The 23,860-nt window shown below is 62.7% G+C and carries 20 protein-coding genes; 8 read left to right on the top strand and 12 right to left on the bottom strand.

Annotated features, from left to right (window positions below; translation table 11 throughout):
• Positions 1-25: 25 nt before the first annotated feature.
• Positions 26-1,093: an alpha/beta fold hydrolase gene (locus OUZ30_RS03825; protein ID WP_266180860.1), complete on the top strand. Its 1,068-nt coding sequence runs from the start codon at positions 26-28 to the stop codon at positions 1,091-1,093.
• A 53-nt stretch (positions 1,094-1,146) separates the two neighbouring features.
• Here the strand turns inward: OUZ30_RS03825 and pdxR are convergent, their stop codons facing one another.
• Positions 1,147-2,628, bottom strand: coding sequence for a MocR-like pyridoxine biosynthesis transcription factor PdxR (pdxR, locus tag OUZ30_RS03830; RefSeq protein ID WP_266180861.1), 1,482 nt, complete (start codon positions 2,626-2,628; stop codon positions 1,147-1,149).
• 128 nt (positions 2,629-2,756) lie between these two features.
• Here pdxR and OUZ30_RS03835 point away from each other — a divergent pair, with 128 nt between their 5' ends.
• Entirely contained in the window at positions 2,757-3,734 is a 978-nt protein-coding gene (locus tag OUZ30_RS03835; RefSeq protein WP_266180862.1) for a transporter, read from the top strand.
• A gap of 164 nt (positions 3,735-3,898) precedes the next feature.
• Positions 3,899-4,921 carry a class I SAM-dependent methyltransferase gene (locus OUZ30_RS03840; protein ID WP_266180863.1) on the top strand — a complete coding sequence of 341 codons (1,023 nt, stop codon included), beginning with the start codon at positions 3,899-3,901 and terminating at the stop codon, positions 4,919-4,921.
• On the opposite strand, the gene OUZ30_RS03845 is transcribed toward OUZ30_RS03840, so the two are convergent.
• The 5 genes from OUZ30_RS03845 to OUZ30_RS03865 form a co-directional block, all read right to left on the bottom strand.
• A complete protein-coding gene (locus OUZ30_RS03845; RefSeq protein WP_266180864.1) occupies positions 4,881-6,563 on the bottom strand; it encodes a hypothetical protein in 1,683 nt (560 codons plus the stop codon). The two genes, OUZ30_RS03840 and OUZ30_RS03845, sit on opposite strands and share 41 nt — an antisense overlap.
• Positions 6,564-6,661: 98 nt before the next feature.
• Positions 6,662-6,853, bottom strand: a complete 192-nt coding sequence (locus OUZ30_RS03850; protein WP_266180865.1) for a hypothetical protein — start codon at positions 6,851-6,853, stop codon at positions 6,662-6,664.
• A gap of 41 nt (positions 6,854-6,894) precedes the next feature.
• Entirely contained in the window at positions 6,895-7,182 is a 288-nt protein-coding gene (locus OUZ30_RS03855; RefSeq protein WP_266180866.1) for a hypothetical protein, read from the bottom strand.
• 99 nt (positions 7,183-7,281) lie between these two features.
• A complete protein-coding gene (locus tag OUZ30_RS03860) occupies positions 7,282-7,656 on the bottom strand; it encodes a hypothetical protein (RefSeq protein WP_266180867.1) in 375 nt (124 codons plus the stop codon).
• Positions 7,657-7,773: 117 nt separating this feature from the next.
• Positions 7,774-9,960 carry a TIR domain-containing protein gene (locus OUZ30_RS03865; protein WP_266180868.1) on the bottom strand — a complete coding sequence of 729 codons (2,187 nt, stop codon included), beginning with the start codon at positions 9,958-9,960 and terminating at the stop codon, positions 7,774-7,776.
• A gap of 380 nt (positions 9,961-10,340) precedes the next feature.
• Between OUZ30_RS03865 and OUZ30_RS03870 the strand changes: the two genes are divergently transcribed.
• The 3 genes from OUZ30_RS03870 to OUZ30_RS03880 all read left to right on the top strand — a co-directional run bounded on the left by OUZ30_RS03870 (position 10,341) and on the right by OUZ30_RS03880 (position 14,102).
• The gene (locus OUZ30_RS03870) at positions 10,341-12,644 is read left to right on the top strand and encodes a TonB-dependent receptor (RefSeq protein ID WP_266180869.1); all 2,304 of its coding nucleotides are present in this window, start codon (positions 10,341-10,343) and stop codon (positions 12,642-12,644) included.
• 67 nt (positions 12,645-12,711) lie between these two features.
• A complete protein-coding gene (locus OUZ30_RS03875; protein ID WP_266180870.1) occupies positions 12,712-13,398 on the top strand; it encodes a Fe2+-dependent dioxygenase in 687 nt (228 codons plus the stop codon).
• Complete coding sequence (locus OUZ30_RS03880; RefSeq protein ID WP_266180871.1) at positions 13,395-14,102, top strand: tetratricopeptide repeat protein; 708 nt, start codon at positions 13,395-13,397, stop codon at positions 14,100-14,102. The genes OUZ30_RS03875 and OUZ30_RS03880 overlap by 4 nt, the downstream gene beginning before the upstream one ends.
• A 102-nt stretch (positions 14,103-14,204) precedes the next feature.
• Here the strand turns inward: OUZ30_RS03880 and OUZ30_RS03885 are convergent, their stop codons facing one another.
• Together OUZ30_RS03885 and OUZ30_RS03890 are read right to left on the bottom strand one after the other, a co-directional pair.
• Positions 14,205-14,618, bottom strand: a complete 414-nt coding sequence (locus OUZ30_RS03885; RefSeq protein ID WP_266180873.1) for a DoxX family protein — start codon at positions 14,616-14,618, stop codon at positions 14,205-14,207.
• A 331-nt stretch (positions 14,619-14,949) separates the two neighbouring features.
• Positions 14,950-15,765, bottom strand: coding sequence for an SDR family NAD(P)-dependent oxidoreductase (locus tag OUZ30_RS03890; RefSeq protein WP_266180874.1), 816 nt, complete (start codon positions 15,763-15,765; stop codon positions 14,950-14,952).
• A 698-nt stretch (positions 15,766-16,463) separates the two neighbouring features.
• Here OUZ30_RS03890 and OUZ30_RS03895 point away from each other — a divergent pair.
• Entirely contained in the window at positions 16,464-18,017 is a 1,554-nt protein-coding gene (locus OUZ30_RS03895; protein WP_266180875.1) for a mechanosensitive ion channel family protein, read from the top strand.
• Positions 18,018-18,074: 57 nt separating this feature from the next.
• Positions 18,075-18,701: a hypothetical protein gene (locus OUZ30_RS03900; protein WP_266180876.1), complete on the top strand. Its 627-nt coding sequence runs from the start codon at positions 18,075-18,077 to the stop codon at positions 18,699-18,701.
• Positions 18,702-18,767: 66 nt separating this feature from the next.
• On the opposite strand, the gene OUZ30_RS03905 is transcribed toward OUZ30_RS03900, so the two are convergent.
• From OUZ30_RS03905 to OUZ30_RS03920, 4 genes are read right to left on the bottom strand one after another with little or no spacing between them, the layout of a single operon-like run.
• Positions 18,768-19,985: an AGE family epimerase/isomerase gene (locus OUZ30_RS03905; RefSeq protein WP_266180877.1), complete on the bottom strand. Its 1,218-nt coding sequence runs from the start codon at positions 19,983-19,985 to the stop codon at positions 18,768-18,770.
• On the bottom strand, positions 19,982-20,959 hold the full coding sequence (locus OUZ30_RS03910; RefSeq protein ID WP_266180878.1) for a carbohydrate kinase family protein: 978 nt from the start codon (positions 20,957-20,959) through the stop codon (positions 19,982-19,984). Before OUZ30_RS03910 ends, OUZ30_RS03905 begins: the two co-directional genes overlap by 4 nt.
• Before the next feature lie 10 nt (positions 20,960-20,969).
• Positions 20,970-22,673 carry a sugar MFS transporter gene (locus OUZ30_RS03915; protein ID WP_266180879.1) on the bottom strand — a complete coding sequence of 568 codons (1,704 nt, stop codon included), beginning with the start codon at positions 22,671-22,673 and terminating at the stop codon, positions 20,970-20,972.
• A gap of 14 nt (positions 22,674-22,687) precedes the next feature.
• A complete protein-coding gene (locus tag OUZ30_RS03920; RefSeq protein WP_266180880.1) occupies positions 22,688-23,734 on the bottom strand; it encodes a LacI family DNA-binding transcriptional regulator in 1,047 nt (348 codons plus the stop codon).
• Positions 23,735-23,860: the final 126 nt, after the last annotated feature.

Genomic DNA, 23,860 nt, shown 5'->3' on the forward strand with positions numbered 1-23,860 from the left:
GCTTTCCACACTACGGAGCTTCGACATGAAAAAGATCACGCCATCCGACGAGGTTGATCCTCGCCGTCGCAGCCTTCTTGGCGCCGCTGCGGTGACGCTGGCCGCCATCCCGTTAGGCGTCGCGACTCGCGCAGACGCCCAGCAAGGCGCCGCGGGGTCGAAGAGTCAGGCCCCGGTCAAGTCGAGTGCGCATGCGTCATTCGCCTCCATCAAACAGATCGACGCCGGTCTTTTGAATGTTGGCTACGCCGAAGCCGGGCCTGCCGACGGTCCCGCGGTCCTGCTTCTGCATGGCTGGCCCTACGACATCTACAGTTTTGTCGACGTCACACCGTTGCTGGTTGCTGCGGGGTACCGAGTGATCGTCCCGTTTCTGCGTGGGTACGGCTCCACCCGCTTTCTTGCGAGCGACACCGTGCGCAATGGCCAGCCATCGGCGATAGCCGTCGATATCATCGCTTTGATGGATGCGCTGAAGATCGAGAAGGCCACGATCGGCGGATTCGATTGGGGTGCGCGGACCGCAAATATCATCGCTGCACTCTGGCCAGCGCGCTGCAAGGCCATGGTGTCCGTGAGCGGCTATCTGATCGGCAGTCAGGCATCAGGTAAGGCGCCATTGCCACCTAAAGCCGAGCTTCAATGGTGGTATCAGTTCTACTTCGCCACGGAGCGCGGCCGCGTCGGCTATGACAAGAATCGGCACGACTTCGCCAAACTCATTTGGCAGCTGGCATCGCCAAAGTGGAACTTCGACGACGCCACGTTCGATCGCTCAGCGGCAGCTTTCGAGAACGCGGATCATGTGGCTATCGTCATCCACAACTATCGGTGGCGTCTCGGCTTGGCCGAGGGCGAGCCCAAATTTGACGGTTACGAGAAGAAGCTTGCCGAAAGCCCAGTCATCACGGTGCCCACCATCACCCTCGAAGGTGATGCCAACGGTGCGCCGCACCCCGAAGGCAGCGCTTACGCCAAGAAATTCTCAGGAAAGTATGCGCACAGGGTCATCGAGGGCGGCATCGGTCACAACCTTCCGCAAGAGGCGCCCGAGGCTTTCGCGAAAGCCATTGTAGACGTCAACCACATGTGATCTCCGGCGAGCAGGAGTCGGCACCCAGTGCACGAGGAGGCCGACTTGCAAGCTCAAAGACACAGCTTGAGCTTGCGGATGCCGTCATGGATTTCCTGTTCGGTGGCGCCGCCGTAACCAAGGATCAGGCCACCCCGGGTGGGCGGCTTCAGATAGCAGAGGGACAGGGGTCTGACCGAGACCCCTTGTTTGGCGGCCTTGATCGAAACGTCGACGTCGTTCACCTCGGGTGGGAGCAGGGCGGCGAGTTGCATGCCGGCCTCGGCGCCGATCACCTGGAGTTTGTCGCCAAGATGATGTTGGATGGCTTCGAGCACAGCCGTTCGTCGTTTGGTGTAGAGCACGCGCATGCGGCGGATGTGTCGCGCGAAATGTCCCTCACGAATGAAGTCGGTCATGGCTAACTGATAGAGCGCGGATGAGAACGTATCCATGGCGTCGCGGCCGCCGTAGAACGCTGCAACGAGGTCCTTCGGCACCACCATGTAGCCCAGGCGCAGCGCGGGAAACATGACTTTGCTGAAGGTGCCTAGGTAGATCACCCGTGCATCGGTATCCAGGCCTTGCAGCGAGGTCGTGGGTCTTCCGCCGAAGCGGTACTCGCTGTCGTAGTCGTCTTCGATGATCCATGCATCGTTCTGCGCTGCCCAGCCAAGCAGTTGCATGCGCCGGGCCGCGCTCATGGTGTTGCCGAGCGGAAACTGGTGCGACGGCGTGATGTAGGCAGCACGTGCATGGCGGTTGAGGCGCATGCCCTCCGCGACGCGAATGCCTTCGTCATCGACGGGGACCGGAACCAGTTGCGCGCCTGCCGACTCCAGCGCCTGCCGCGCACCTGGGTAACCGGGCTCTTCAACCCATACGGACTCACCGGCATCCAGCAGCACGTGGGAGCAGATCTGCAGGCTGTGTTGCGAACCTGTCGTGACCAGGATCTGCGATGCATCGCATTGCACCGCGCGTACGGTACTCAGGTATTCCGCAATGGCTTCGCGAAATGGCAGGAGCCCCATCGGGTCGCCGTAAGCCATGGCCTCGAGCGGCATATGCCGGGAATGCCGGTTGACCAGCCGCGACCAGGCTTCGCTGGGGAAGTGATCGAGCGCGGGCAGGCCAACGCGAAAGGCTCCCATATTGCTCAACCATGTTTGTTCAGGAGCGTGCATCTGTATCGCGCGGCGGGACACCCTTCGCGTAGCGCCTTTCCGGGCACGTTGCGACGTCGCTTCTTTCGGTTTTGATCCGGCCGGTTTCGAGGCGTCGTCGGGTATCGATCGTGCGACGCAGGTGCCGGCCCCGGTGAAGGTTTCCAGATAGCCTTCCGCCAGCAATTGTTCGTAGGCGCTGAGTACCGGTATGCGGGAGACCTTCAATTCGCTGGCGAGGGCACGCGTCGAAGGCACGCGCTGGCCCGGGCGTAACTGGCCGTCGATGATCGCGCGCCGAAACCACTCGGACAGTTGCTGATACATCGGGGCGCCGCCAGCCGCGCTGAGCGCGACCGGTGGGAGAAAGCTGGCCGATAGACGTTTCATACCCGCTCCGCCTGAAGTGGCTATATCACATCGTCTTAAAGTGGTTATTTCACACAACCACTTGATAGCCTAGTTTCTACCCATACGCCCCGGCAAGGCCCGGGGAACGAAATATTGCAGGGCAGGCCATGAACGCGCTTCGCCGAATCGGATGCCATTTTCTGCTGCTCGTTTTCAGCTGCATTGTGTGGCTGGCCCCTGCTCACGCCCAGACGGCGGGCCCCGCCGCCATCGTGCAAGACGATGCCTGGTGGACTGGACCGATGCTGGCGAACTCGGCCGAGACGTTGCCGCAAGGCCATGTGCTGATCGAGCCCTATCTCTACAACATCATGGCCGAGCACTCGAACAGCTATGGATCGCGCACGTATATGAACTATGGGCTGGTGGACCGTCTGACGATCGGCATCATTCCCATCTTCGGCTACAACCAGGTTGACCACGGTCCGAACAGTTCGGGCGTGCTGGTGGGTGATTTCACCGTGCAGGCACAGTACCGGCTGACCAAGTTCCACGAAGGCAGCTGGATGCCGACCATCGCCATCCAGTTGCAGCAGTCCTTTCCCACCGGCAAATACGATCAGCTTGGCCATCGCCCGAGCAACGGCATCGGTAGCGGCGCCTATGCGACGGACCTGGGTATCAACGCGCAGACGTATTTCAGGCTGCCGAATCGACGCCTCTTGCGCCTGCGGCTCAATGTGTCGGAGACGTTTTCCAGCCATGTGGATGTCAACGGCGTCAGTGTGTACGGCACCGGTCCGAACTTTCGCGGCACGGTGGAGCCGGGAAATGCCACCTTCGTCGATACGTCGGTGGAATACAGCCTGACCCAGCGTTGGGTGCTCGCGCTGGATGCGATCTATAGCCGCAGTCGCAACACCACCATGAACGGTGTCGATTTCCTGAGCGTGTCGTCCGGGCTGCCCGATCTGTCGCGCGTCCATGCGAACGCCGGGGCCAGCGAAGCCTTTGGCTATGCACCCGCCGTCGAATACAGCTGGACGTCCAATCTCGGCGTTCTGCTTGGCGTCCGCGTGATTGCCGGCGGCCACAACACCGAGCGCACGGTGACGCCGGCGATCGCGATCAACTACGTCAACTGAGTTCACCGCCTCGCGCCATGCGCGGAGAAACGGGACGAGGCGACAGCACCGGTTTCATCCCATGGAGGCTGGATAGGAAAGGATGTCGTGCACACGTCAAGCATGGAGTGGTGGTTAGCCAACAGGGCTTTTCGACGGCGGCTTTGAATCGGAGGAGGTTTTCCATGAAGCGCCAACCGTTGTTTGTCGTTCTTGTCGTTTTTGCGCTTGCCTGCTGGGCCGGCGGGCGAGTGAATGCCGAGGTGGGTCCGCCACCCTACGTTGCCGCCGCGATTGCCGATCCGGCGCGTCCCGCGGACGACACGTCGCTGGATGCCAGTCGCAAGCCGGGCGAGGTGCTTGCGTTCGCGGGCATCAAGCCAGGCGACAAGGTAGTGGATCTGATGCCTGGAGCGGGCTACTACACCCGGGTCTTCAGCAAGATCGTCGGGCCCAAGGGCAGCGTGTATGCCTTGCAGCCGACGGAAATGGACAAGGCAGCTCCCAAAGGCCTGCAGCGCCTGAAAGGCTTCGCCAGCACGCCCGGCTACGAAAACGTGAGCGTACTCGTGCAGCCGATAGCCGAGCTGTCGTTACCGCAACATGTCGACATGGTGTGGACGTCGCAGAACTACCACGATCTGCATGATCCCTTCATGGGATCGCCGGACCTGGCTCGCCTCAACAAAGCCATCTTCGATGCGCTGAGGCCTGGCGGCATCTATATGGTGCTTGACCACGCCGCCGCCCCTGGCAGTGGTGTGTCCAAAACCGACGAATTGCATCGCATCGATCCGGCCGTGGTGAAGGCGGAGGTAACGGCTGCAGGCTTCGAATACGTAGGTGAGAGCGACGCCTTGCGTCAGGCCGGAGACGATCACTCACTGCCGGCCTTTGATAAATCCATGCATGGCAAGACGGACCGGTTCATCTACAAGTTTCGCAAGCCGATACGCGCGGCATCGGCTGGACAGGCGCCGGTTCCAACCCTCTTCCATCGCCTTGCCGCTGGTCACGCCGCGACCCAGCGAATCTGCAGGATAGTGAAGGCACTGGATGATGAACTCCACCGCCTTGAGGCACTTCCGGCCGTCGCTGAAGCGGCGGGCATGCGCTTGCTCAGGCCGTGCCCCGGGAATGGCTTGTTCGCCTCGCGCATCGCCCCGGTCAGAACTTGCTGTGCTCAACGTGACGCTCACGATGCATAAGCGCCCACTCCGCATGCTCGCTCAGCGCGGCGTCGCCCAGCGAAATGAGGATGTCGCGTTGCTCGACCGGGTCATGGGTTCGGTCGAGCGCCGCGCGCGCCCCGGCAAAAATATGCTGCATGAAGCGGTATTGCCGAATCAGTTCCCGATCCGCCTTGCGGTACGCATAGGCCTCACGAACGGCAGCGACAATTGACAGCACGGCCATCGTCATCACCAGCGGTGTCTTGGTTGCTTCGGAAAGTTTCAGGGCGAACAGGGCCAGGAACACGCTGATCGCGATGCCCGCCCATAGGCTGATCGCACCGATCGTCTCGGTGACGCGGTTCAGCGAGGTGCGCTCGATGATTTTGCGTTCGAAGTAATCGAGCTGTCCGGATTCTCCCGAGTCGCCCACCCATTCGTCGATGACCATGGTCAGGCCCTCGGCGGTGGCCCGGGGTGGCGGCCGCAGGCTGGCGGCACGCATCACGTTACGAATCCAGCCCAACTCGATGTTTTGCCGCTGCAGAAAATTGCCGTGCGCAAATTCATGATCGATCGAGGTCATCACGCCTGCACGTCGCCAGTACCACTGGATACGCAATCCTTCCGCCAGCGCGCGGTCGTCAAGATATTTGCGGTGCCAGCCACGGTGATGGGCGAGAAACGCCACGACACCACCCGCCGCAAACAGGAACACGAATAAATAGATGAGATTGTTCTGTTCCGAGAGATGAGCGTAGAAGGTGAAAGCGATGCCCATCATGGCGGCGATCGTGTAAGTGGCGCGCATGGCCACCATCACGCGCTTCTGGAAGTGCAGGGCCAGCCAGTCGGAAGCGCGAAACAGTTCTTCGATCGTCGCTATGGGAGACGCACTCGCCGATGGCGCCTCTGCAGCAGATTCCGCTATCTCCTCGGCGTACTTCGCGCAATCAGCATTGAACTCCGACATGCGGGTGAACATCAGCCGGAACTCGGCCGGCATGTCGACCTCCGTGGATGTGGTTTCGGCACTACGCCATAGGGTCTGCAGCGGCTGCAAGCCCTCGGCAACCTCCCCATCGATACCGTCGCGAGAGCAGACAATGTGGTAGATCAACCGTTCGTCGCCGCGGCCCAGGATCTGGCGCGTATCGCGATGTCGATCGAGCAGTCCGGGCATGGTGCCGGTCAGATGGTATTTCACGATCTGCGCGGTGCCACCAAGTCGACCTGAGTCCTTGCCATCCCAGATGGCGAGAAGGATATGGCAATGGCTGGCAATGTAGATGCCTGCTTTCGCATACTGCCGGTCACGCTCCGCGCCGTGCGATTCAATCGCCTGCCTCGTTTCGCCCTTGCGCAACGGTAGTTGCACGACCTCGGCCTGGTCGCACAGCGCATCAAAATCGGCGCGCACGCGGGGGTCGTGAAAGTCATCGATATAGAGATCCCTCGGTAGCGGGAGCGGCGCAATGAGATGCGCGCCGGCTGCCAGCGCTTCCTGAGCCACCAGCTGATCGCCGCCCTCGGCCAGCGAACTGACGATGACGAGCCGAAGTTCAGGGAAGTCATGTGCTAGCCGCGCGAAAAAATCCCGCACGCGTTGTCGGATCGGCTCGACCTCGCGCGCGGGAATATTGCGATGGCTGGTAACACCGATGACCAGTGGTGTCATTTCGGCTCCCTGGTGTTTTCGCACGAACAGTCGCCAGCTTGAGCATCATACGACCCATCCTCGGTCGTTACTTCAAGACATCGCGGAATCTTTCCCAATTATTTGTTGTGGATAGTTGGGCTTCCCATGCCGTCAGGCTGTGGCGCAGGGTCTGCTGCGAAGAACGTCAGAAACCAGCTAATGCCATTGGCCAAAAAGCCGGGAGAGGCGCTCACCGTACCGGCTTGTGCAATACCTGCACTGCTTGCTAGTGCAATGCCAATCAGCGTTGAAAATAGCATCTGTTTCATTATGGTTCCTCTTCGAGGTTGGTGGTTGTTGCTTTGACGAGTTATTCGTCAGCCTTCCCCCCGACAGAAAACCATAGTGCTTCGAATGTGACGTAAAGAAGAAACCTGGGTAGCGGCAGCGGCGCAATGAGATGCGAGCCGGCTGCCTGTGCTTCCTGGGCCACCAACTGATCGCCACCCTCGGCCAGCGAGCTGACCACGACGAGCCGAAGTTCAGGGGAGTCATGTGCAAGGCGCGCAAGAAAATCCCGCACGCGTTGCCGGATCGGTCCGACCTCGCGCGCGGAAATATTGCGATGGCTGGTAACACAGATATCCAGAGGCGTCATGTCGGCTCCCTGCATCTGTTCCCTGGACAGCGGATGGCTGATGACGTGCTTGATTTTGCGCCGGCCGTTGACTCACCTCAGGCTTGCGTTTGCCCCGAGCTAGTTGTTGTGAATGCTTGGACTTCCCCTCCCTTCGGCTCGAGGAGTAGCCGCGCCCGCCGCGGCGGACCCTGAGTTATAGATCCGCCCGTTGTAGGTCACTCCCAGGGTATAGCCGTATGGGGCCGGAACCGGGGTTGTATTGTTGTCCTGGATCGTGATCTGCGGGTTGCTGATGCCCATATTGGTGAAGCAGGGTGGTGTGGGTGGATTGAAGTGCAGCGAGCTGAAATTGAAATTTTGAATGGGGGACGCCGGATCCACTGACCAGGTGATCACGTTGCTGCCTGGCTGGACGTCAAGTTCTTCCGGATTCGTGGTCACGGGAGGAGTTTTGGTCGTGTCCAGACTCACGAGAACGCTTAGATTTGCCATGGCTTAACTCCTAATAAGGGGATGGGATGGCGATGGGCGGTATGGGTCGGGCGGGTCGCCTACCGCCTTGGATAGCTGGTTCGAAGATCGGCCTCGGCCATTCGTCTCCATAGGGATTCAGTTCATCGCTTTCGCGATTCGCTGCTCGGCCTCTGAGTCGAGTGGATAATCCACTTGCTTGAGCGTGACCAGGGCGACGAAATCCGGTGCCCGGTAACCCATGCTCGCAAGCTTCGCCACGGCCGGACGCGCCGCATCGATATCGTCGAGCAGCAGTAGTGCGCCGGCCCAGGTCGAGAGCACATTGGGGTCATCGCTGGACCTTGCCGTGACGGCGATGGCGTCGCGTGCGCGCACCCAAGCATCGCGCGCGGCGGCCGCGTCATGGCGTTGGGCGGCGACCTGCCCGAGCACCGTGTAGGCCCGTGCTGCAAGCAGCATCAGGCTGCGATCGCTGCCGTCCTTCGCAAGCAAGGTCTGGATCGTCGCTAACGCCGCTTTGGCCAAAGGCTCAGCGGCGTCTTGGTCAGCTTTCGCCAGTTGCAGACGTGCGCTTTCCAGCTGGCTTTGCGCCAGTTCCTTTTGGAGCTCCTCCAGCGCGGGGTCCTTGGCCGCAAGCGCGCTCAAGATCTGGATGGCGTCGTTATCGGCGACGGCGGCGGCATCCCATTGACCCTGCTGTCGTAGCAGGCCACCCAGTTGCTGGCTGTATAGCGCAACGTACTCTCGCCATTGTTCATTGGCCGGATCGAAGGCCACGAGCGCCTTGGCCCGGTCCACGGCCTGCTTCGTGTAGCGCGCGGCCGCTTCGAGTTTGCCGCAAAGCGCAAGCGTACGACCAAGAATCGCGTCGCCGACCACGAGATCTTCCTGCGCCTGATGATTATTCGGATCACGCGCGGCCAGCGCGACTTTGATGCGCTGATCGTTGCGATAGGCGGCGATGGCCGCGTCGAGGCGGCCTTGTTCCAGGGCCAGCTTGCCGAGGCGATCCCAGGCATAGCCAAGCTCGGATTGCCACAGCGTGTTGGGCGGCTGTTTGGCGGTCAGGCTCTGGAGGATTCTCAGGGCTTCGTCGTACTCGATCTTCGCGCTCGCGAGTTCGCCGACCGCTTGTAGCACCTGGCCGGTATTGCTTCGTGCCATGGCGAGGGCGAACGCAATGTCGGTATTGGCCGGTTGCGCCGCGATCGCCTGTTGCAGCAGTGCACTGGCGGTCTTGAAGTTCTGGGAGGCGCGTTGAAGATCGCCCTGATACCAGTAGGTCTGGCCGACCCACTTCAGGCTATCGGCATAGGCGGCCTGGCGGGCGACGTCGCCGGGTGAACGATGTACCAGTTGGGCGGCAAGTGCGGCGGCTGCCTGATAGGCTTCAAGTGCCGCGGGCAGTTGATTCTGGTCGATGCGTACGCTGCCGATCTTCTCCAGCGCCGTGACGCGTTGGGCCAGCCCCGCATCAGTGACATCGCTGCTCGGCAGCGAAGCGAAATAGGCCATGGCTTTGTCGCCAACCGCCTGCATGATGTCGAGCCGATGCACCTCGCCGAGTTTGTCGCTGAGATTGCCGAGCATGAAGCCCACCAGATCCTCGGCCTGTTTCTGGCGCCGCTCGGCGGCACGGCGTGCCACCACGGCGTCGATTGCCAGGAAGGTGGTGACCAGCATGATGGCGATCGCGACCGCGCTGACCGTGGTCATGCGTCGGTAGCGTCGCTGCAATTCGCGCTGTTTGAGCTGATCGAAGCCCACGTCGAGCATGCCGGCGATCAGCTTCAACTTGGCGTTGATCTTGCCGTCCTTGCCTGGCCGCACGTCGGCCGCGATGGGCTCGGTTTGCTCCAGGCTCAACTGGCCGTCGCTGCCGAGTGGATGGCGAAGCGCCGGTGCAAAGCATTCCTCGGCTTCGCGGCCGGGCAACTCGATCGTATTGGGTTCGCCATCGACGATCAGGCAAAAGATCCGCTCGCTGCGGCCTAGCCGCTTGAAGCTCAACACTTCCTCATTGACCCAGTGCGATAGCGCCGAGCGTGGCGAGCAGATCACGATCAGATTGGCGGACTCGCCGAGCGCCTCGTTGACCTTGCGACCCAGGTCGGTCGCGCTGGCCAGCTCGTCACGGTCACGGAAGACCGGCGCCAGGCGCCGAGGAATCGTGCCGGCGGCCGTGATTTTGCCCACCAGGCGTGAAGGGACGCGGTAGGTCTCCAGGGCCTTGTGCAGCCAGTCCGCCCAGGTCTTGTCCTGGTGGCTGTAACTGATAAATGCCCGATACCGGAAAACCGGTTCCGCAGACGCCTGGGTCATGACAAGCCGCACCCTCGTACGAGCTTACGCATTCCCTGCCGGGAAGTTGCCGTCCATCGAATCGGTTTGATACGCCCTCGATCGGGAACCGATCGATACCCCCTGCGATGGGGCAGCCTATCGTCGTAAGTGTGACGGAAATCACAATTTAAGAAGTCGGGAGGCCGCCGCTGACGCCCGGCGCATCTCGAATCCCCGCGGGTGTCGACCGAAGGTTATTGCGAATCATTCGCAAGAAGCGTATCTTGCCGCTCGCGTCACCTAGCCAAGCGGCCTCGCCCTGCCACGGTCAACGCACTCATTCCCCTAACCCAGCAGACGGTGCCAGCTCCTCCGGTTTACCCGAGGCGGGCGGCGCACGTCTGCGCGAAGGATCGAGCATGACCTCCAAAGCAATGGTGTCTTCCGCAGCCAACCCTCCCATCAAGCTGGTGGCCAGCGCGCTTGGGTTGGCCTTGGCTTCCACGGCGGCTTCCGCTGCGACCGGTGACGCCACCGATGTTCGTGACGGCGCGGCCGATCCGCAGAAGGCGCAGGAGCTGGATGGGATCAAGGTTCAATCCACCGTGGTCAACACGTCATCGCCGAAGTTCACGGCGCCGTTGCTCGATACGCCGCGTTCGGTGACGGTAATTCCGCAGGAGATCATCCAGCAGACGGCAGCGACGTCGTTGCTCGATGTGTTGCGCCAGGTACCGGGCATCACGTTTGGTGCAGGCGAGGGCGGCAATCCGAACGGCGATCGCCCGATCATCCGCGGCTTCAACGCCGAGAGCTCGGTCTTCATCGATGGCATTCGCAGTTCCGGATCGCAGTCGCGCGAGATCTTCGACATTGACCAGGTCGAGGTGATCAAGGGCCCCAGCTCGGCCTATACCGGGCGCGGCGGTGTGGGTGGCAGCATCAACCTGACCACCAAGCAGCCGATGTCCGAGGACTTCCTGCGTGGCACGGCCGGTATCGGCACGGATCATTTCTATCGAGGCACGGCGGACTGGAATCAGCTCGTGGGCGCGGACTCGGCCGTACGCCTCAACGTCATGGGTCACAGCAACGATGTGCCGGGTCGAAACGGGCCTGCGATGTCGCGCTGGGGCATCGCGCCGTCGGTCACGTTCGGGCTGCATGCGCAGACCAGTGTGACGTTGAGCTATTACCACCTGCAGAGTGACGACACGCCGGATAGCGGCATCCCGTACAACAACCCGTTTGCTGCCACGAGTCCCTACGCCAGGCTCAATGGTGACGGCCGCCCGTATTCCGTTTCGCGTGGCACGTACTACGGCTGGTTGGATCGCGACTATCAGAAGCAAGGCAACGATATCGGTTCGGTGCTCGTCAAGCACAACTTCGGTGACGGCTGGTTGCTGCGCAACACGACGATGGTTGCGCGATCCACCAATGACTACATCTGGACGCAGCCCGATGACAGCCAGGGCAATTTTCTGCTCAATGGTGGTATGTGGCGTCGTAACAACAATCGCGATAGCAACACCACCAACATCACCAACCAGACCGATCTCACCGGCGACTTCGAAACCGGCTCGTTGAAGCACGGCTTCGCCGCGGGTATCGAGATCAGCAGCGAGAAGACCCAGCGCAGCAGCTACGTGGTGGACCCGGCGAAGAATGCAGCAGATACCCAAACCACCGGCTCCGTCGTCAACGGCGCCTGCAGCCGCAAGTACGGCATCGGCGCAGCATCGGGTTATTGGTGCACGTCAGCCCAGGATCCCAACCCCAACGATCCGTTCAATGGCGTGATCATCGGCGGCCAGAACCCGACGCGGATCGTTACCGATACGCGTTCGGCGTGGGCCTTCGATACGGTGACCTTCGATCCGCAATGGTCGGTCAACGCAGGCGTGCGTTTCGACAGCTTCAGCACGCGGTCCACCGCCACCACCACCACGACGGGCGTGGTCACACGACTGAGCAACGATGCCAAGTTCTGGAACTACCAGCTGGGCGTGGTCTACAAGCCGGCGCAGCACGGCAGCGTCTACCTCTCGTATGGCACTTCGTCCAATCCGCCGGGTGTCGACGCGGGCGATGGTGCCGACGGCATCGCGGTGACCAACGCGGATCTGAAACCGGAGGACAGCCGCAACATCGAGCTGGGCACGAAGTGGGATGTGCTGGATCAGCGCCTGTCGCTTACCGCCGCGGTGTTTCGCAGCGAAAAAACCAATGCGCGCGTGGCGACGGGCGGGCGTGGCAGTCCGCTGATCAATGTCGGTGAGCAACGTGTCGACGGCGTGGAGCTTGGCTTCAACGGTCAGATCACGGAGCGCTGGAGCGTGTTCGGCGGCTACACCTATCTCGATAGCGAACTGGTGAAGACGGGACCGGGCGGTGCCGCCAGCCAAGGTAAGCAGTTCCCGAATACGCCGAAGAACAGCTTCACGCTGTGGACCAGCGTGGCGATTACCTCACGTTGGGCCGTCGGTGGTGGCGCTTACTACCAGGACAAGGTGTTTGGCGACACCGTCAATACCAAATGGGTGCCGAGCTATACGCGCTTCGATGCGATGGCGTCGTACCAGCTCAGCAAGAACCTGACGCTGCAGTTCAACGTGCAGAACCTCACCAACAGGTATTACTTCGACAAGGCGTATGCCGCGCACTACGCGTCGGTGGCGCCGGGCCGGGCCGCCATGCTCACGGCGAATTTCAGCCTCTGACAGGGTTGGTCGGACGTATCTGCCGCGCCTCCCATAAGGGAGCGCGGTCCGAAGACAAGGAAAAGCCATGTTGCTCCACGTACCGAACGTCCTGTCACCCGACGAGCTGGCGCATTGCCGGCAGCGCCTGCAGGACGCGCCCTGGGCCGATGGTCGGATAACCGCCGGACACCAGTCCGCGCTGGCCAAGGACAACTTGCAACTGCCGGAGGACTCGGCCGAAGCAAGTCAGTTGGGTGAGCTGGTACTCGACGCGCTGAACCGTCATACGACGTTCTTTGCCGGCGCCCTGCCACGTCACATCTTTCCACCGCTGTTCAACTGCTATCAGGGCGGCGGCTCATTCGGCATGCATGTGGACAACGCGATTCGCTATGACCGGCGATCGGGCAAGGGCGTGCCGACGCGCACGGATCTCTCGGCGACCTTGTTCCTGAGCGAACCCGATGAATACGCAGGCGGTGGCCTGATCATCGAAGACACGTTCGGCAGCCATACGGTGAAGCTCCCTGCGGGCGATCTCGTGCTGTATCCCTCCGGCAGCCTGCATCGCGTGGAGCCGGTGGTGAAAGGTGCGCGTGTGGCGGCCTTCTTCTGGATCCAGAGCCTGATCCGCGATGAGAGCAAACGGCGTTTGTTGCTCGAGCTGGATGTATCCATCCAGAGCCTGACGCAGGCCCATGCCAATCATGCGGATGTGCTGCGACTGACTGGGGTTTATCATAACCTGCTGCGCGTCTGGTCCGAAACGTGAGTGAATCGGCGCAACCGGGTGCCGGCGAGTTGCAACAACTTCTGCAAACGGCGCCCGACCAGGCGCATGGCCAGTTGCTCGCCGCGGCGCGGGCCGGCCACTGCGCGTCGCAGCTGGCCGTGGCGCAGGCCTACCTGGAAGGCATTGGCTGCGAGCGCCAAGCGCAAGAAGCCGTCTACTGGCTCCAGCAGGCTGCCCATCAAAACGAGCCCGCTGCAATGAACATGCTTGGCCGGTGCTATGAGAATGGCTGGGGTGCATCGGTGGACTACGCCCTCGCTGCCGTGTGGTATCGGCGTGCGGCGGAATACGGCTCGGATTGGGGCCTGTACAACTACGCCCATGTGCTCGCCAACGGGCGTGGGGTGCCCAGGGATCGGGCTCATGCCTTCGTGTATTTCGGGCTCGCCGCGGGAGCAGGGCATGCTCGCGCCATGCATTTCCTGGGGCAGTACCACGAACACGGATGGGAGACGCCAGCGGATCTCGGCAAGGCCCGCGAGCTCTATCGGCGTTCGGCGGAGGCGGGCGATTACCGCGGGCAATGCAGTTGGGCGTCTTTTCTCGCGGAGGAGGGGCGTATCGGCGAGGCGTCCGCCTTGCTCAGCTCTGCCCTGGCGGCCGCACCCGCTTACTTCGCGGCCGCGTTGCTCGACCAGCTGAAGCACTCACGTCATCCCGAACTACGTACGTTGGCCGACTAGGGCCGGGCCCTGCAAAACGCCTACCTGCCGGTCGCCGCGGGTGCGGGTTCCGGCATGTCGGAGGAGTCCCGGGCAGCAGGGCTCCTCGTGCCTGGTGCAAGCCTATCGCTTATCGATCGAATAACTGCCCGGCCCGGTTATGCACAACAACAGCAGGCCGCCGGCGATGCTCACGTTCTTGTAGAAGTTGATCATGCTCGCTGCGCGGTCGGGGTCGACCATGTTCCAGAACTGGTGTCCGATGACCGCTGCGCCGACCGTGTAGATCGCCAGCAAAAGTGCCAGTGGGCGTGTGTAGAAGCCCACCACGATCGCCAAGCCCACGACGAACTCCATGAAAAGGGCAATCCCGGCAGTCACAACGGGAAGTGGCACGCCGACCGTGGCCATGTAGGCGACCGTACCCGAGAAGCCCACCACCTTGTTCCAGCCGAAGATCACGTACAACATCATCAGCAGTATGCGGGCAATCAGGATACAACCGTCTTTATTGCCTTCCAGGAACGTATATCGCATGGTGGTTCTCCCATGAATGTACCTGGCGCATGCGAGCACAGCGCTCGCCTTGGCCCTGCAACGGCCGCCGCCGGCTGGCAGTGCGGCCGGCTCCACTATATCGCGCACAGGGGTAGCCGAGGGACCCTCCGATCAGTTTCGCCGGCCAGCCGGGAACGGGGTCGCTCGCGCGATGGCGGCCTGGGCGATCGCGCTCAGCCCATGGTCTTTCGGCTCACAAGTGTGATGGACGATGCGCGCTGCGCTCGCTTCGGCAAGCTCACCGCTGGCCCCCATCCGTTGTCCCGTGCACGCGAGTCAACAACGGCTGCCCGGTTTCCGATGGCTCGAGTCAGGCGTCTTCGGAAATATCACTTTTGTAACGATCGGCGGCGTGATCGCGTGAAAGGTTCGGTGCCAAATGCAGCCGCGCGGCGGTATAGCGGTTCCAGTCTTCGACGTCCGGCAATGAAGGGATGGTGACCAGCTCGCCCATGTCGTAGCCGGCCAGGGCGGCATCCACCATCTCGTCCACTTCCATGATCATGTGGGCGGGCAGCGCATTCGCATCGACGCCCGAACGTTCCCAGATCTCGGTGCGCGTGATGCCCGGCAAGACGGCCTGGACCTGGATGCCACGCCCGGCCACTTCCTTGTGCAGCGTAAGGGTGTAATTCAGCAGATAGCTCTTGCTGCCGTTGTAGGTGCCGTCGAACAGTTCGGGGGCCAGTGCGACCACCGAGGCAATGTTGATGATGCCGCCGTAGCCGCGTGCGAGCAGGCGCGGCAGGATGGCGCTGGTGAGCCGCGTGGGGGTGATGACGTTGAGCTGGATCATCGATTCGAACCGCTCCAACTGTTGCGCCACAATCGAGCCCGCGCCCGCCATGCCGGCGTTGTTGATCAACAAGCCGATGGTGTCGTCGTCACGCAGACGTTGTTCCACGAGCGCGCGTTCTGGCTGCGCGGTGAGGTCGGCGGCCAGGACATCTATATTCACGCCGAACTCGCGCATCAGTCGTTCGGCCAGGGACTGCAGGCGCGCCTTGTCACGAGCCACCAGGACCAGGTCGTGCCCGCGCTGGGCCAGGCGCTGGGCATAGGTGGCGCCGATGCCGGCGGATGCGCCGGTAATCAGCGCCGTATCGAGCTTGTGGCTTGGTGACATCGCGAAGTCCTCCAGGCAAAAGACGATGGCTTTATCGGTGCGCTGCAGCGCCTGACGGAGGCCCGTGCCTTGGCCGTCCCTGCGGCCACGCTTGGGCGCCGTGTCGTGGTGCGCGTGGTGCCTAACCCTATCGCCTGGCGAGGGCGCGGTCACTCCCCAATCAGGTAGACGCCAAGTCGACCTGCGCGCGCCGTTCGGCCGTTGATGACGGCTCGACGCTCACGCCATCGTGACGACGGGCGCGCTACTTAGCCTGTGGTGGCCGCCAGACGCTTTTGGGCCATGGCAGCACTTGATAGCTCAAGGGGGGCGCGCCCCTGAGTGGCAAGAGCACGACCGGGAGCATGCCGACGACCTCCCGAAAGCGTTCCACTGCAGCCATCCATGGGCGCGGGTAGCGCGGCGAGGATGCCGTAAAGAGGGCTTGCCACATTTCGTCTCATGGCCGGGAAGGGCTTTGACACTTTATGGCGTATACGAACGACCCCCTATGCGTTGACCGAGGGCCGGTATGGGAGGGGCGCAAGCGCCAAGGCCCCTATACGAAGCAGGCCTTTTCCTGGCTTCTAGTCGTTTTTCTGGCATGCCTGCCCGGGCTGTCCCTGGCGGCTGCGCCACCCGCGAGCGCGGCAAGCGCACCTTCGGCCCTGGCCGCTGCAGAGACGCCGACGTTTCCGATCGTGGTCTGGAATCGTACGGTGACGACCTTGTCCGTACCGATTCGTAGCCTGTCGGCACGCGATCGCGCCGCTGCGGCGAGCAAACGGATCGGGGACTTGCTCGACAAGTTGACCGTCGACGATATTTCCGAAGTCTGGGCCGAGTCAGGCGCGGACAAGGGAGTGATCGTTCGGGCCGACAACGTGGTGCTGTTCGCCATCCTTACCGGCGATGTAGCGGGCGGTGATCGCGCGGCGGTGGAGCAGGAAGCACATCGAGCAGCCGAGGTGTTGCGCAGCATCGTCAAGGAGCGATCCGAGGCGCGCCGGCCAATGGAGTTGTTCACCGATATAGCGATCACCGCGCTGGCCACGCTGGTGCTGGTGGCGCTGTGCTGGTTGCTGGTGCGACTCAATCGTGTCGTTCAGCGGCGGCTGATAGCGATCGCCAGGGCACGTTTGCGCCTGACCATCGCCGGCTTCGATTTCCGGCCGCTGGTATGGAGCACGTTGCGGCGTCTGGTGTCGCTGGTCAATCTGCTGCTGGTGCTGTTTCTCTGCTACCTGTGGCTGAGCTATGTGCTTCGGTTGTTTCCCTATAGCCGTCCGTGGGGAGCCCAGCTCGGCCAGTACATGATCGACCTTGGTATGCAAATGCTCTCGGCCCTGGTCGAGCAGATTCCCAATCTGCTGACCCTGGTGGTGATCTTCCTGATCACGCGGGGCATCGTCCGGTTGATCTCCACTTGGTTCCATGCCGTGGAAAATGGCACCGTGCAGGTGGGTTGGCTTGAGCCCCCGACGGCCTCGATCACGCGGAAGCTGGCGTCGCTACTGATCGGACTGTTCGCCTTGGTGGTGGCCTACCCCTATATACCGGGCGCCGGCAGCGACGCATTCAAAGGCGTCAGCGTGTTCGTCGGCCTGATGTTGTCGCTCGGTTCCGCCGGCATCGTCAATCAGCTGATGAGCGGGCTCGTGGTGCTGTATTCGCGTGCCGTTCGCGTGGGGGATTTCGTGCATGTGGGAGACCACGAGGGCACTGTGCGCGAGATGGGGGCGCTCTCGATCAAGCTGGTCACGCGCACACACGAAGAGGTCATCATCCCCAACGCGGTGCTGTCATCCACGCCCATGCGCAATCTTACTCGGCAGTTGCCGGAGGGCGGATTGCTGCTCACCACGTCAGTGACCATCGGCTATGACACGCCATGGCGACAGGTGGAGGGCTTGCTGGAACTGGCTGCCTCACGCACCACCGGCCTGCTGCGCGAACCGCGCCCGTTCGTCTTGCAGACTGCATTGTCGGACTACTACGTCGAATACCTGCTCAACGTCGGAACCCTGCATCCGTCGATCTACAAGGACACGCTGTCGGAGCTGCACAGGAACATCCAGGATGCGTTTAACGAATTCGGCGTGCAGATCATGTCGCCGCATTTCCGTCGCCAACCGGACGAGAAGGTCTGGAGTCCAGCGGAGCATTGGTACGACCCTCCCGCGCACGGACCGGCTATCTCGGATCGTGCGGAGGCTTCAGATAGCAGCAAGGGCAGCGCCGCGCCGGCTGCCGATAGTGGGCCGCCGACGTAATGCGCCTGCGGTCAGGAGACCTGTCCCTGTCCACATGACCCGAAGGAGATTGTCATCATGACTTCATTGCATCGTTCCCGTTCGTATCTGCTTTGCGCCTCCATCGCCATGGTTACGCCGCTAGGTGCCCTTGCCCAGCCGCAGGAGGTGGCGCATTCGTCAACGGTAACCAGCACGGCGCATGAGATGGCGCGCAGCGAGGCCACGCTCACGGCCACGATCGCAAAGGTCGATCGCGACACTCGCATGATTACCTTGCGCGGCCCCGAGGGCGATGAAGTCATGGTCGAAGCCGGCCCCGAAGTAAAAAACTTCGACCAGTTGAACGTGGGCGACCAGGTCAACGCCCACTTCCAGCGTGCGCTGGCGCTTGAGTTATTGCCTGCCGGTAGCGCATCGACCGGCGTGGCCTACGAGGGTGGCGCAGAGGGCGCGCCCAAGGGCGCCAAGCCGGGTATGACGGCCGGCCGCACCATCACCATCGTCGCCAAGCTCGCGGCGGTCGACATGAAGAACCACACGGTGACCCTGCTTGGGGATAGTGGCGAGAAGGAGGTCATCGAGGTGAAAGACCCGGCGCGACAGGCGCGCATGAGCCACCTGAAAGTGGGCGACATGGTGCGCATCACGTTTGTGGAGGCGATCGCTGTCACGGTCACGCCAAAGGCCAAGGCGAAGGGCTGACGACGCGACAGGAAGGTCACGCGAGTGACCTTCCTGGCCGCACAGGGCGCGCGGCGCGCCGAAGGATCAGGGCACGCCGCCTTCGCGGATCAGTTCCATCACCTCATAGCACGCGCCCATGGTGTGGTAGTCGGTCTTGCCGGCAGGACTTTTCTCGTCGTCGAACTTGCGATTGTCGCGACTGAGGATGCGATACCAGGCGCCGTGCTGGTGGTCGATGAAGTGCTGCCAGGCATAGGCCCAGAGTTTCTCGTACCAGTCGTCGTACGCGGCCAGCCCGGTGCGTGCGTGCAACAGCGCAGCGGCGGCCAAGGATTCGGCCTGCACCCAGAAGTATTTGTCATCGTCGCAGACGCGGCCGTCCGGCGCGAAGCCGTAGCAGATGCCGCCGTATTCGTTGTCCCAGGCGCGGGCAAGGGCGGTATCGAAAAGGCGCATGGCGGTCGGTGCCAGCCAGTTCTCCTCGCGGCCGCGCTCAAGCAACAGCGGCTCCATGATCAGTAGCAGCTTGGCCCATTCGGTCTGGTGGCCGGGCTGGAAACCCCAGGGTCGGAACAGGTGCTTGGGATCGTCGCGGTGATAGTCCCAATCCACCCGCCACTGGCTGTCGTAGTGCTCCCATACCAGGCCATCGGCCTTGGCGGCCTGCCGGCGCGTCATATGGTCGGCCAGCGCCAGCGCGCGCTCCAGGTAGCGTGGCTCGTCAGTGGCCTGATAAGCGGCGAGCATCGCCTCACACATATGCATGTTCGCGTTCTGCCCGCGATAGTCACTGAACTGCCAGTGCTCGTCGGCTTCATCGCGGTAAAGGCCCGCCTCGGCGTCCCAGTAACGCTGCTCCAGCAGGTTCCAGGTTTCGTCCATCCACGCCTCGGTCTCCTTGATGCCGGCCTTGCGCGCAGTGGCGTAGGCGAGCAGCACAAAGGCCACGCCGTAAGCGTGGTTGGTGCGATCTTCCGGCTTGCCGTCGCGAATCGTCCACGCATAGCCGCCGGAGTCGGGGTTGCGATGGACTTCACGCAGATAACGCAGCCCATGCCGCGCGGCATCGAGGTATTCGGGGTTGTCGAACTCACGCGCCGCCATCGCATAGTTGAAGATGAAGCGGGTGCTGCTCACCAGGTGGCGATGGCTACGATCGTAGATCGTGCCGTCGTCCTTGAAGTAGTGGAAGAACCCACCTGCGGGGTCGATGGCGCGTGGATGATAGAAAGCCATCGTCTGTGCGATGTGCGCGCGCAGGAACGCCTCGCTGCGGAAATCGGGAGTCGCGGGGGCGGTCATGCGTAGGTCTCCATGAAGCTGAGCACTTCGGCCTCGTCCGGCATCGCGGTGAACGAGCCCTGGCGGGTAACGGTGAGTGCGCCGCAGGCAGCGGCGAAGCGCAAGGCCGCGTGCAGGCGGGGCAGTTCGGTGACCAGTCGGTCGAGACGAGCGGGCGTGGCGTCGAGTGTGGCCAGCTTGCATAGCAGGCCGCCAACGAAGGCATCGCCAGCCGCTGTGGTATCGACGGCAGGCACGGCATACACAGGTAATTCGCCTTGGGCGTCGGGATGGAACCATCGCAGCAGGTTGGGTCCATCGGTGACTACCAGCAAGCGGGCACGCCCCGCCCACAGGCGTTCGAGCGTGGCATCTTCGCCATCCACTGCGAGCCAGGCGAATTCCTCGGCGCTCAGCTTCACCACGTCAGCCAGTTCGAGTGCCGGCCACAGCAGCGCACGAGGCTCGACATCACGCGGCCATAACGCTGGGCGCAAGTTGAGATCGAAGCTGACCAGGGCGCTGGCGGCGCGCGCGCGGCGCATGCCTTCGCGCGTGGTCTCCGCCAGTTGCGGGTCGGTCATGCTGTTCGAGCAGACGTGGAAGACCGCCGTCTCGCGGAAGCTGTCGTCACGGAAGTGTTCCGGCCGGAACAACAGGTCGGCCGATGGCGGGCGATAGAAGCTGAAGCTGCGCTCGCCTTTCGCGTCGAGTGCGACAAAGGCGAGCGCGGTGTTGGCTTCGCCGGTACGCGCCACGCCGTGCGTGTCGACACCGGCGCGCTGCAGGCTGTCGAGCAGGAAGTCGCCGAACAGGTCGTTGCCAAGCATGCCGGCGAATGCAGCCTCGCCACCCAGTCGGGCCACGGCTACCGCGACGTTGGCCGGCGCGCCCCCCGCATAGGGCACGAAGCTGCGCGGAAAGCCGAATTCATCGCCGCCTTCGCTATGGAAGTCGATCAGTGCTTCGCCAAAACAAACAATGGTGCGTGACATCAAACGATACTCAGGAAGTGGAAGCAGGCACGGCGTTGTCGCGTATCAGTGAGCCGCGCAAACCATAGAAAACGATATAGGCGTAGCAAAGCACGGGCAGGATGAAAGCGTGTTGGATACCGAGACGATCAGCCAGCACACCTTGCGCCAGCGGCAGGATGGCGCCGCCGACAATGGCCATCACCAGCAGGCTCGAGGCCTTTCCCGTCATCGGCCCCATCCGCTCAATGCCCAGCGTGAAGATGGTGGGAAACATGATGGAGTTGAACAGGCCAATCGCGATCACGCTGGCCATCGCCACCTGTCCGTGCGTGAACATGGTGGTGAGCACCAGCAGACCCGCGATGGCGGCAAACACCGCCAGCAACTTGCGTGGGTTGATCCACACCAGCAGGGCCGAGCCAGCGAGGCGCCCCACCATGGCGCCGCCCCAGTACATCGACACGTAGCGCGACGCCTGCTGTTCGCTCATATGGCCGACATCGGGCAGCGAGAGATAGTTGACCAGGAAACTGCCGATCGATACTTCCGCGCCGACATAGAAGAAGATCGCCAATACACCGAAGAACACATGCGGATGGCGCAACGCATCCAGCAGCGTGTGGTGGGTCCGGTCCGCCTGTTCGGTGGCCTCGGTAAGCGCGGGCATGCGAAACATCCACACACCCACCGCCAGCACGATCAGGACCAGGCCAAGACCCAGATACGGCACGCGCACCAGGTCTGATTGCTTCTGGCGGTAGTGGCTGAGCTGCTGCTGCGTGTCGACCGAGAGGCTGCTGCGAACGGACTGGAGTTGCGTCGCTTCGGTCGCATCGAGGCGGGCGGCACTGAGCTTGTCGAGCGCGCTGGCGAGCCGTTCCGCCGGCAGTGCCGCGATGCGGTCGGCTGATTGCGCGGCGAGCGTGGCCGCGAGCTGGTTGACTGGTAGCTTGTCCAGTACCTCGGCCAGTTTTGCTGGCGGCAGCTGGCTCATCACCACCGCCACCGGGGCGGCCGGCAGTCGATCGAGCGAACCCGCCGCCGTATCGCCCAGTGCGGCGATCAGGTGGTCGGCCGGGGCCTGCTGCATGGCGACGATGGCTTGCGCGGGCTCAGCATTATTGAGTGCGTGAACCAGCGCCACCGTCTCCGGTGCCTTGTGCAGGCTCGCGGGTATCGATGCGGAGGTGGCAGAGAGGATCAGCAATCCGCCCAGCAAGGGCCCCAGCGTGGTGCCGAGCGAATTCATTGCCTGCGCCAGCGTCAGGCGGCTCGAACTGGTGCGCTCTGGTCCAAGCAGGGCGACATAGGGATTGGCCGCCACCTGCAGCACGGTGATGCCGGTGGCCAGGATGAACAGCGCAGCGAGAAAGGCCGCGTAGGAATGCAGCTGCGCAGCGGGCCAGAAGCCGAACGCGCCGAGTGCCGCGATGCCCAGCCCGGCCACGATGCCCTTCTTGTAGCCGAGCGCCGCCACCAGCCGTCCGGCGGGTAGCGACATCAGGAAATACGCGCCGAAAAAAGTGAACTGCACGAGCATGGCTCGCGCGTAGTTCAGTTCGAACACCGACTTCAGGTGCGGTATGAGGATGTCGTTGAGTACGGTGAGAAAGCCCCACATGAAGAAGATCGTGGTGGCTACCGCCATCGCCAGCGGGTAGTCGGTATAGCGTGTCTTGCCGGTGCCCTGCGACGCGCTGGCCGACAAGGTGGGAGGGGCTGCGAAGGCCATGCGGATTCCGTCGGTCAGAGGGGAGGACAGCTGCTTTCGCGCACCACCAGCTTCACCGGTGCGACGACGGTGCCTGCCTTGGCCTGCGGTTGTCGCAGACGGGCGAGGATCAGTTCGGCGGCCTGGCGTCCGCGCTCGCGCGGCGCCGTGGACAGCGTGGTGAGCGGCGGCATGCTCAAGGAGGCTTCGGCGATATCGTCGAAGCCGGTCACCGCGAAATCGCGCCCCGGCTGTCGGCCATGCTGGTTGAGGCCAAGCATGAGGCCCAGCGCGACGGCATCGTTGTAGCAAACCGCCGCCGTAAGCGTTGCATCGCCAGCGAGCAGGGCCTGCGTGGCGCGTGCCGCATCGACACGCGTCGGTGCGCTTTCCACGCGCCACGTTGGCGCGACAGCCAGCCCGGCGGCATGCATCGCCTGCTCGTAGCCGGCATAGCGTTCACGGCTGGAGCTGGAATCGTCATGGCCACCAAAGAAGGCGATACGGCGATGTCCCTGCGCGATCAGATGCTCGGTGGCCAGGCGCGTGCCGCGCTGGTTGTCCAGCATCAGCCGGTCCCAGTGCGCGTATTCCGGCAGCGTGCCACCCAGCTCGCGGTTGAACAGCACCACCGGCGTGCGCGCACCGACAGCGGCCAGCACATCGCGCGCTTCGCTGCCTTCTGCGGGCGAGAGGATGATGCCGCCCGGGCCGTGCTCGATCAGCGAGCTGAGCACGGCGTGTTCGCGCGAGCTCGACTCGCCCGTGCTGCCAAGCAAGGTGACGAAACCAGCCTCACCGAGTGCTTCGTCGACCCCCGCCGCGAATTCGGCGAAGAACGGGTTCGCCAGTTCATTGACGACCAGGGCGATGCTCGACGACGTACGCCGGCGCAGATTGGCCGCGGCACGGTTATAGACGTAGCCTTGACGGCGTAATTCGTCCTCGACGCGCGCGCGGGTATGCTTGTTCACCAGCGGACTGCCCCGCAGCACCAGCGATACGGTGGCGCGCGACACGCCGCAGCCGGCGGCAATGTCGTTCAGGGTGATTTTGCGATCAACAGATGTCTGGCTTTCCATAGCGGGCCGCTGTGATTAGAACGATCTAAATGTAACCCGCTCCCGCTGTGAAACGGAAACAGATTCGATGGCGCAGTGCAGCATGCATGCGCCCCCGGGGCAGTGTTAGTTTTCGAATTTAGAACG

The sequence above is a fragment of the Dyella humicola genome, from assembly GCF_026283945.1.
Taxonomy (GTDB): domain Bacteria; phylum Pseudomonadota; class Gammaproteobacteria; order Xanthomonadales; family Rhodanobacteraceae; genus Dyella; species Dyella humicola.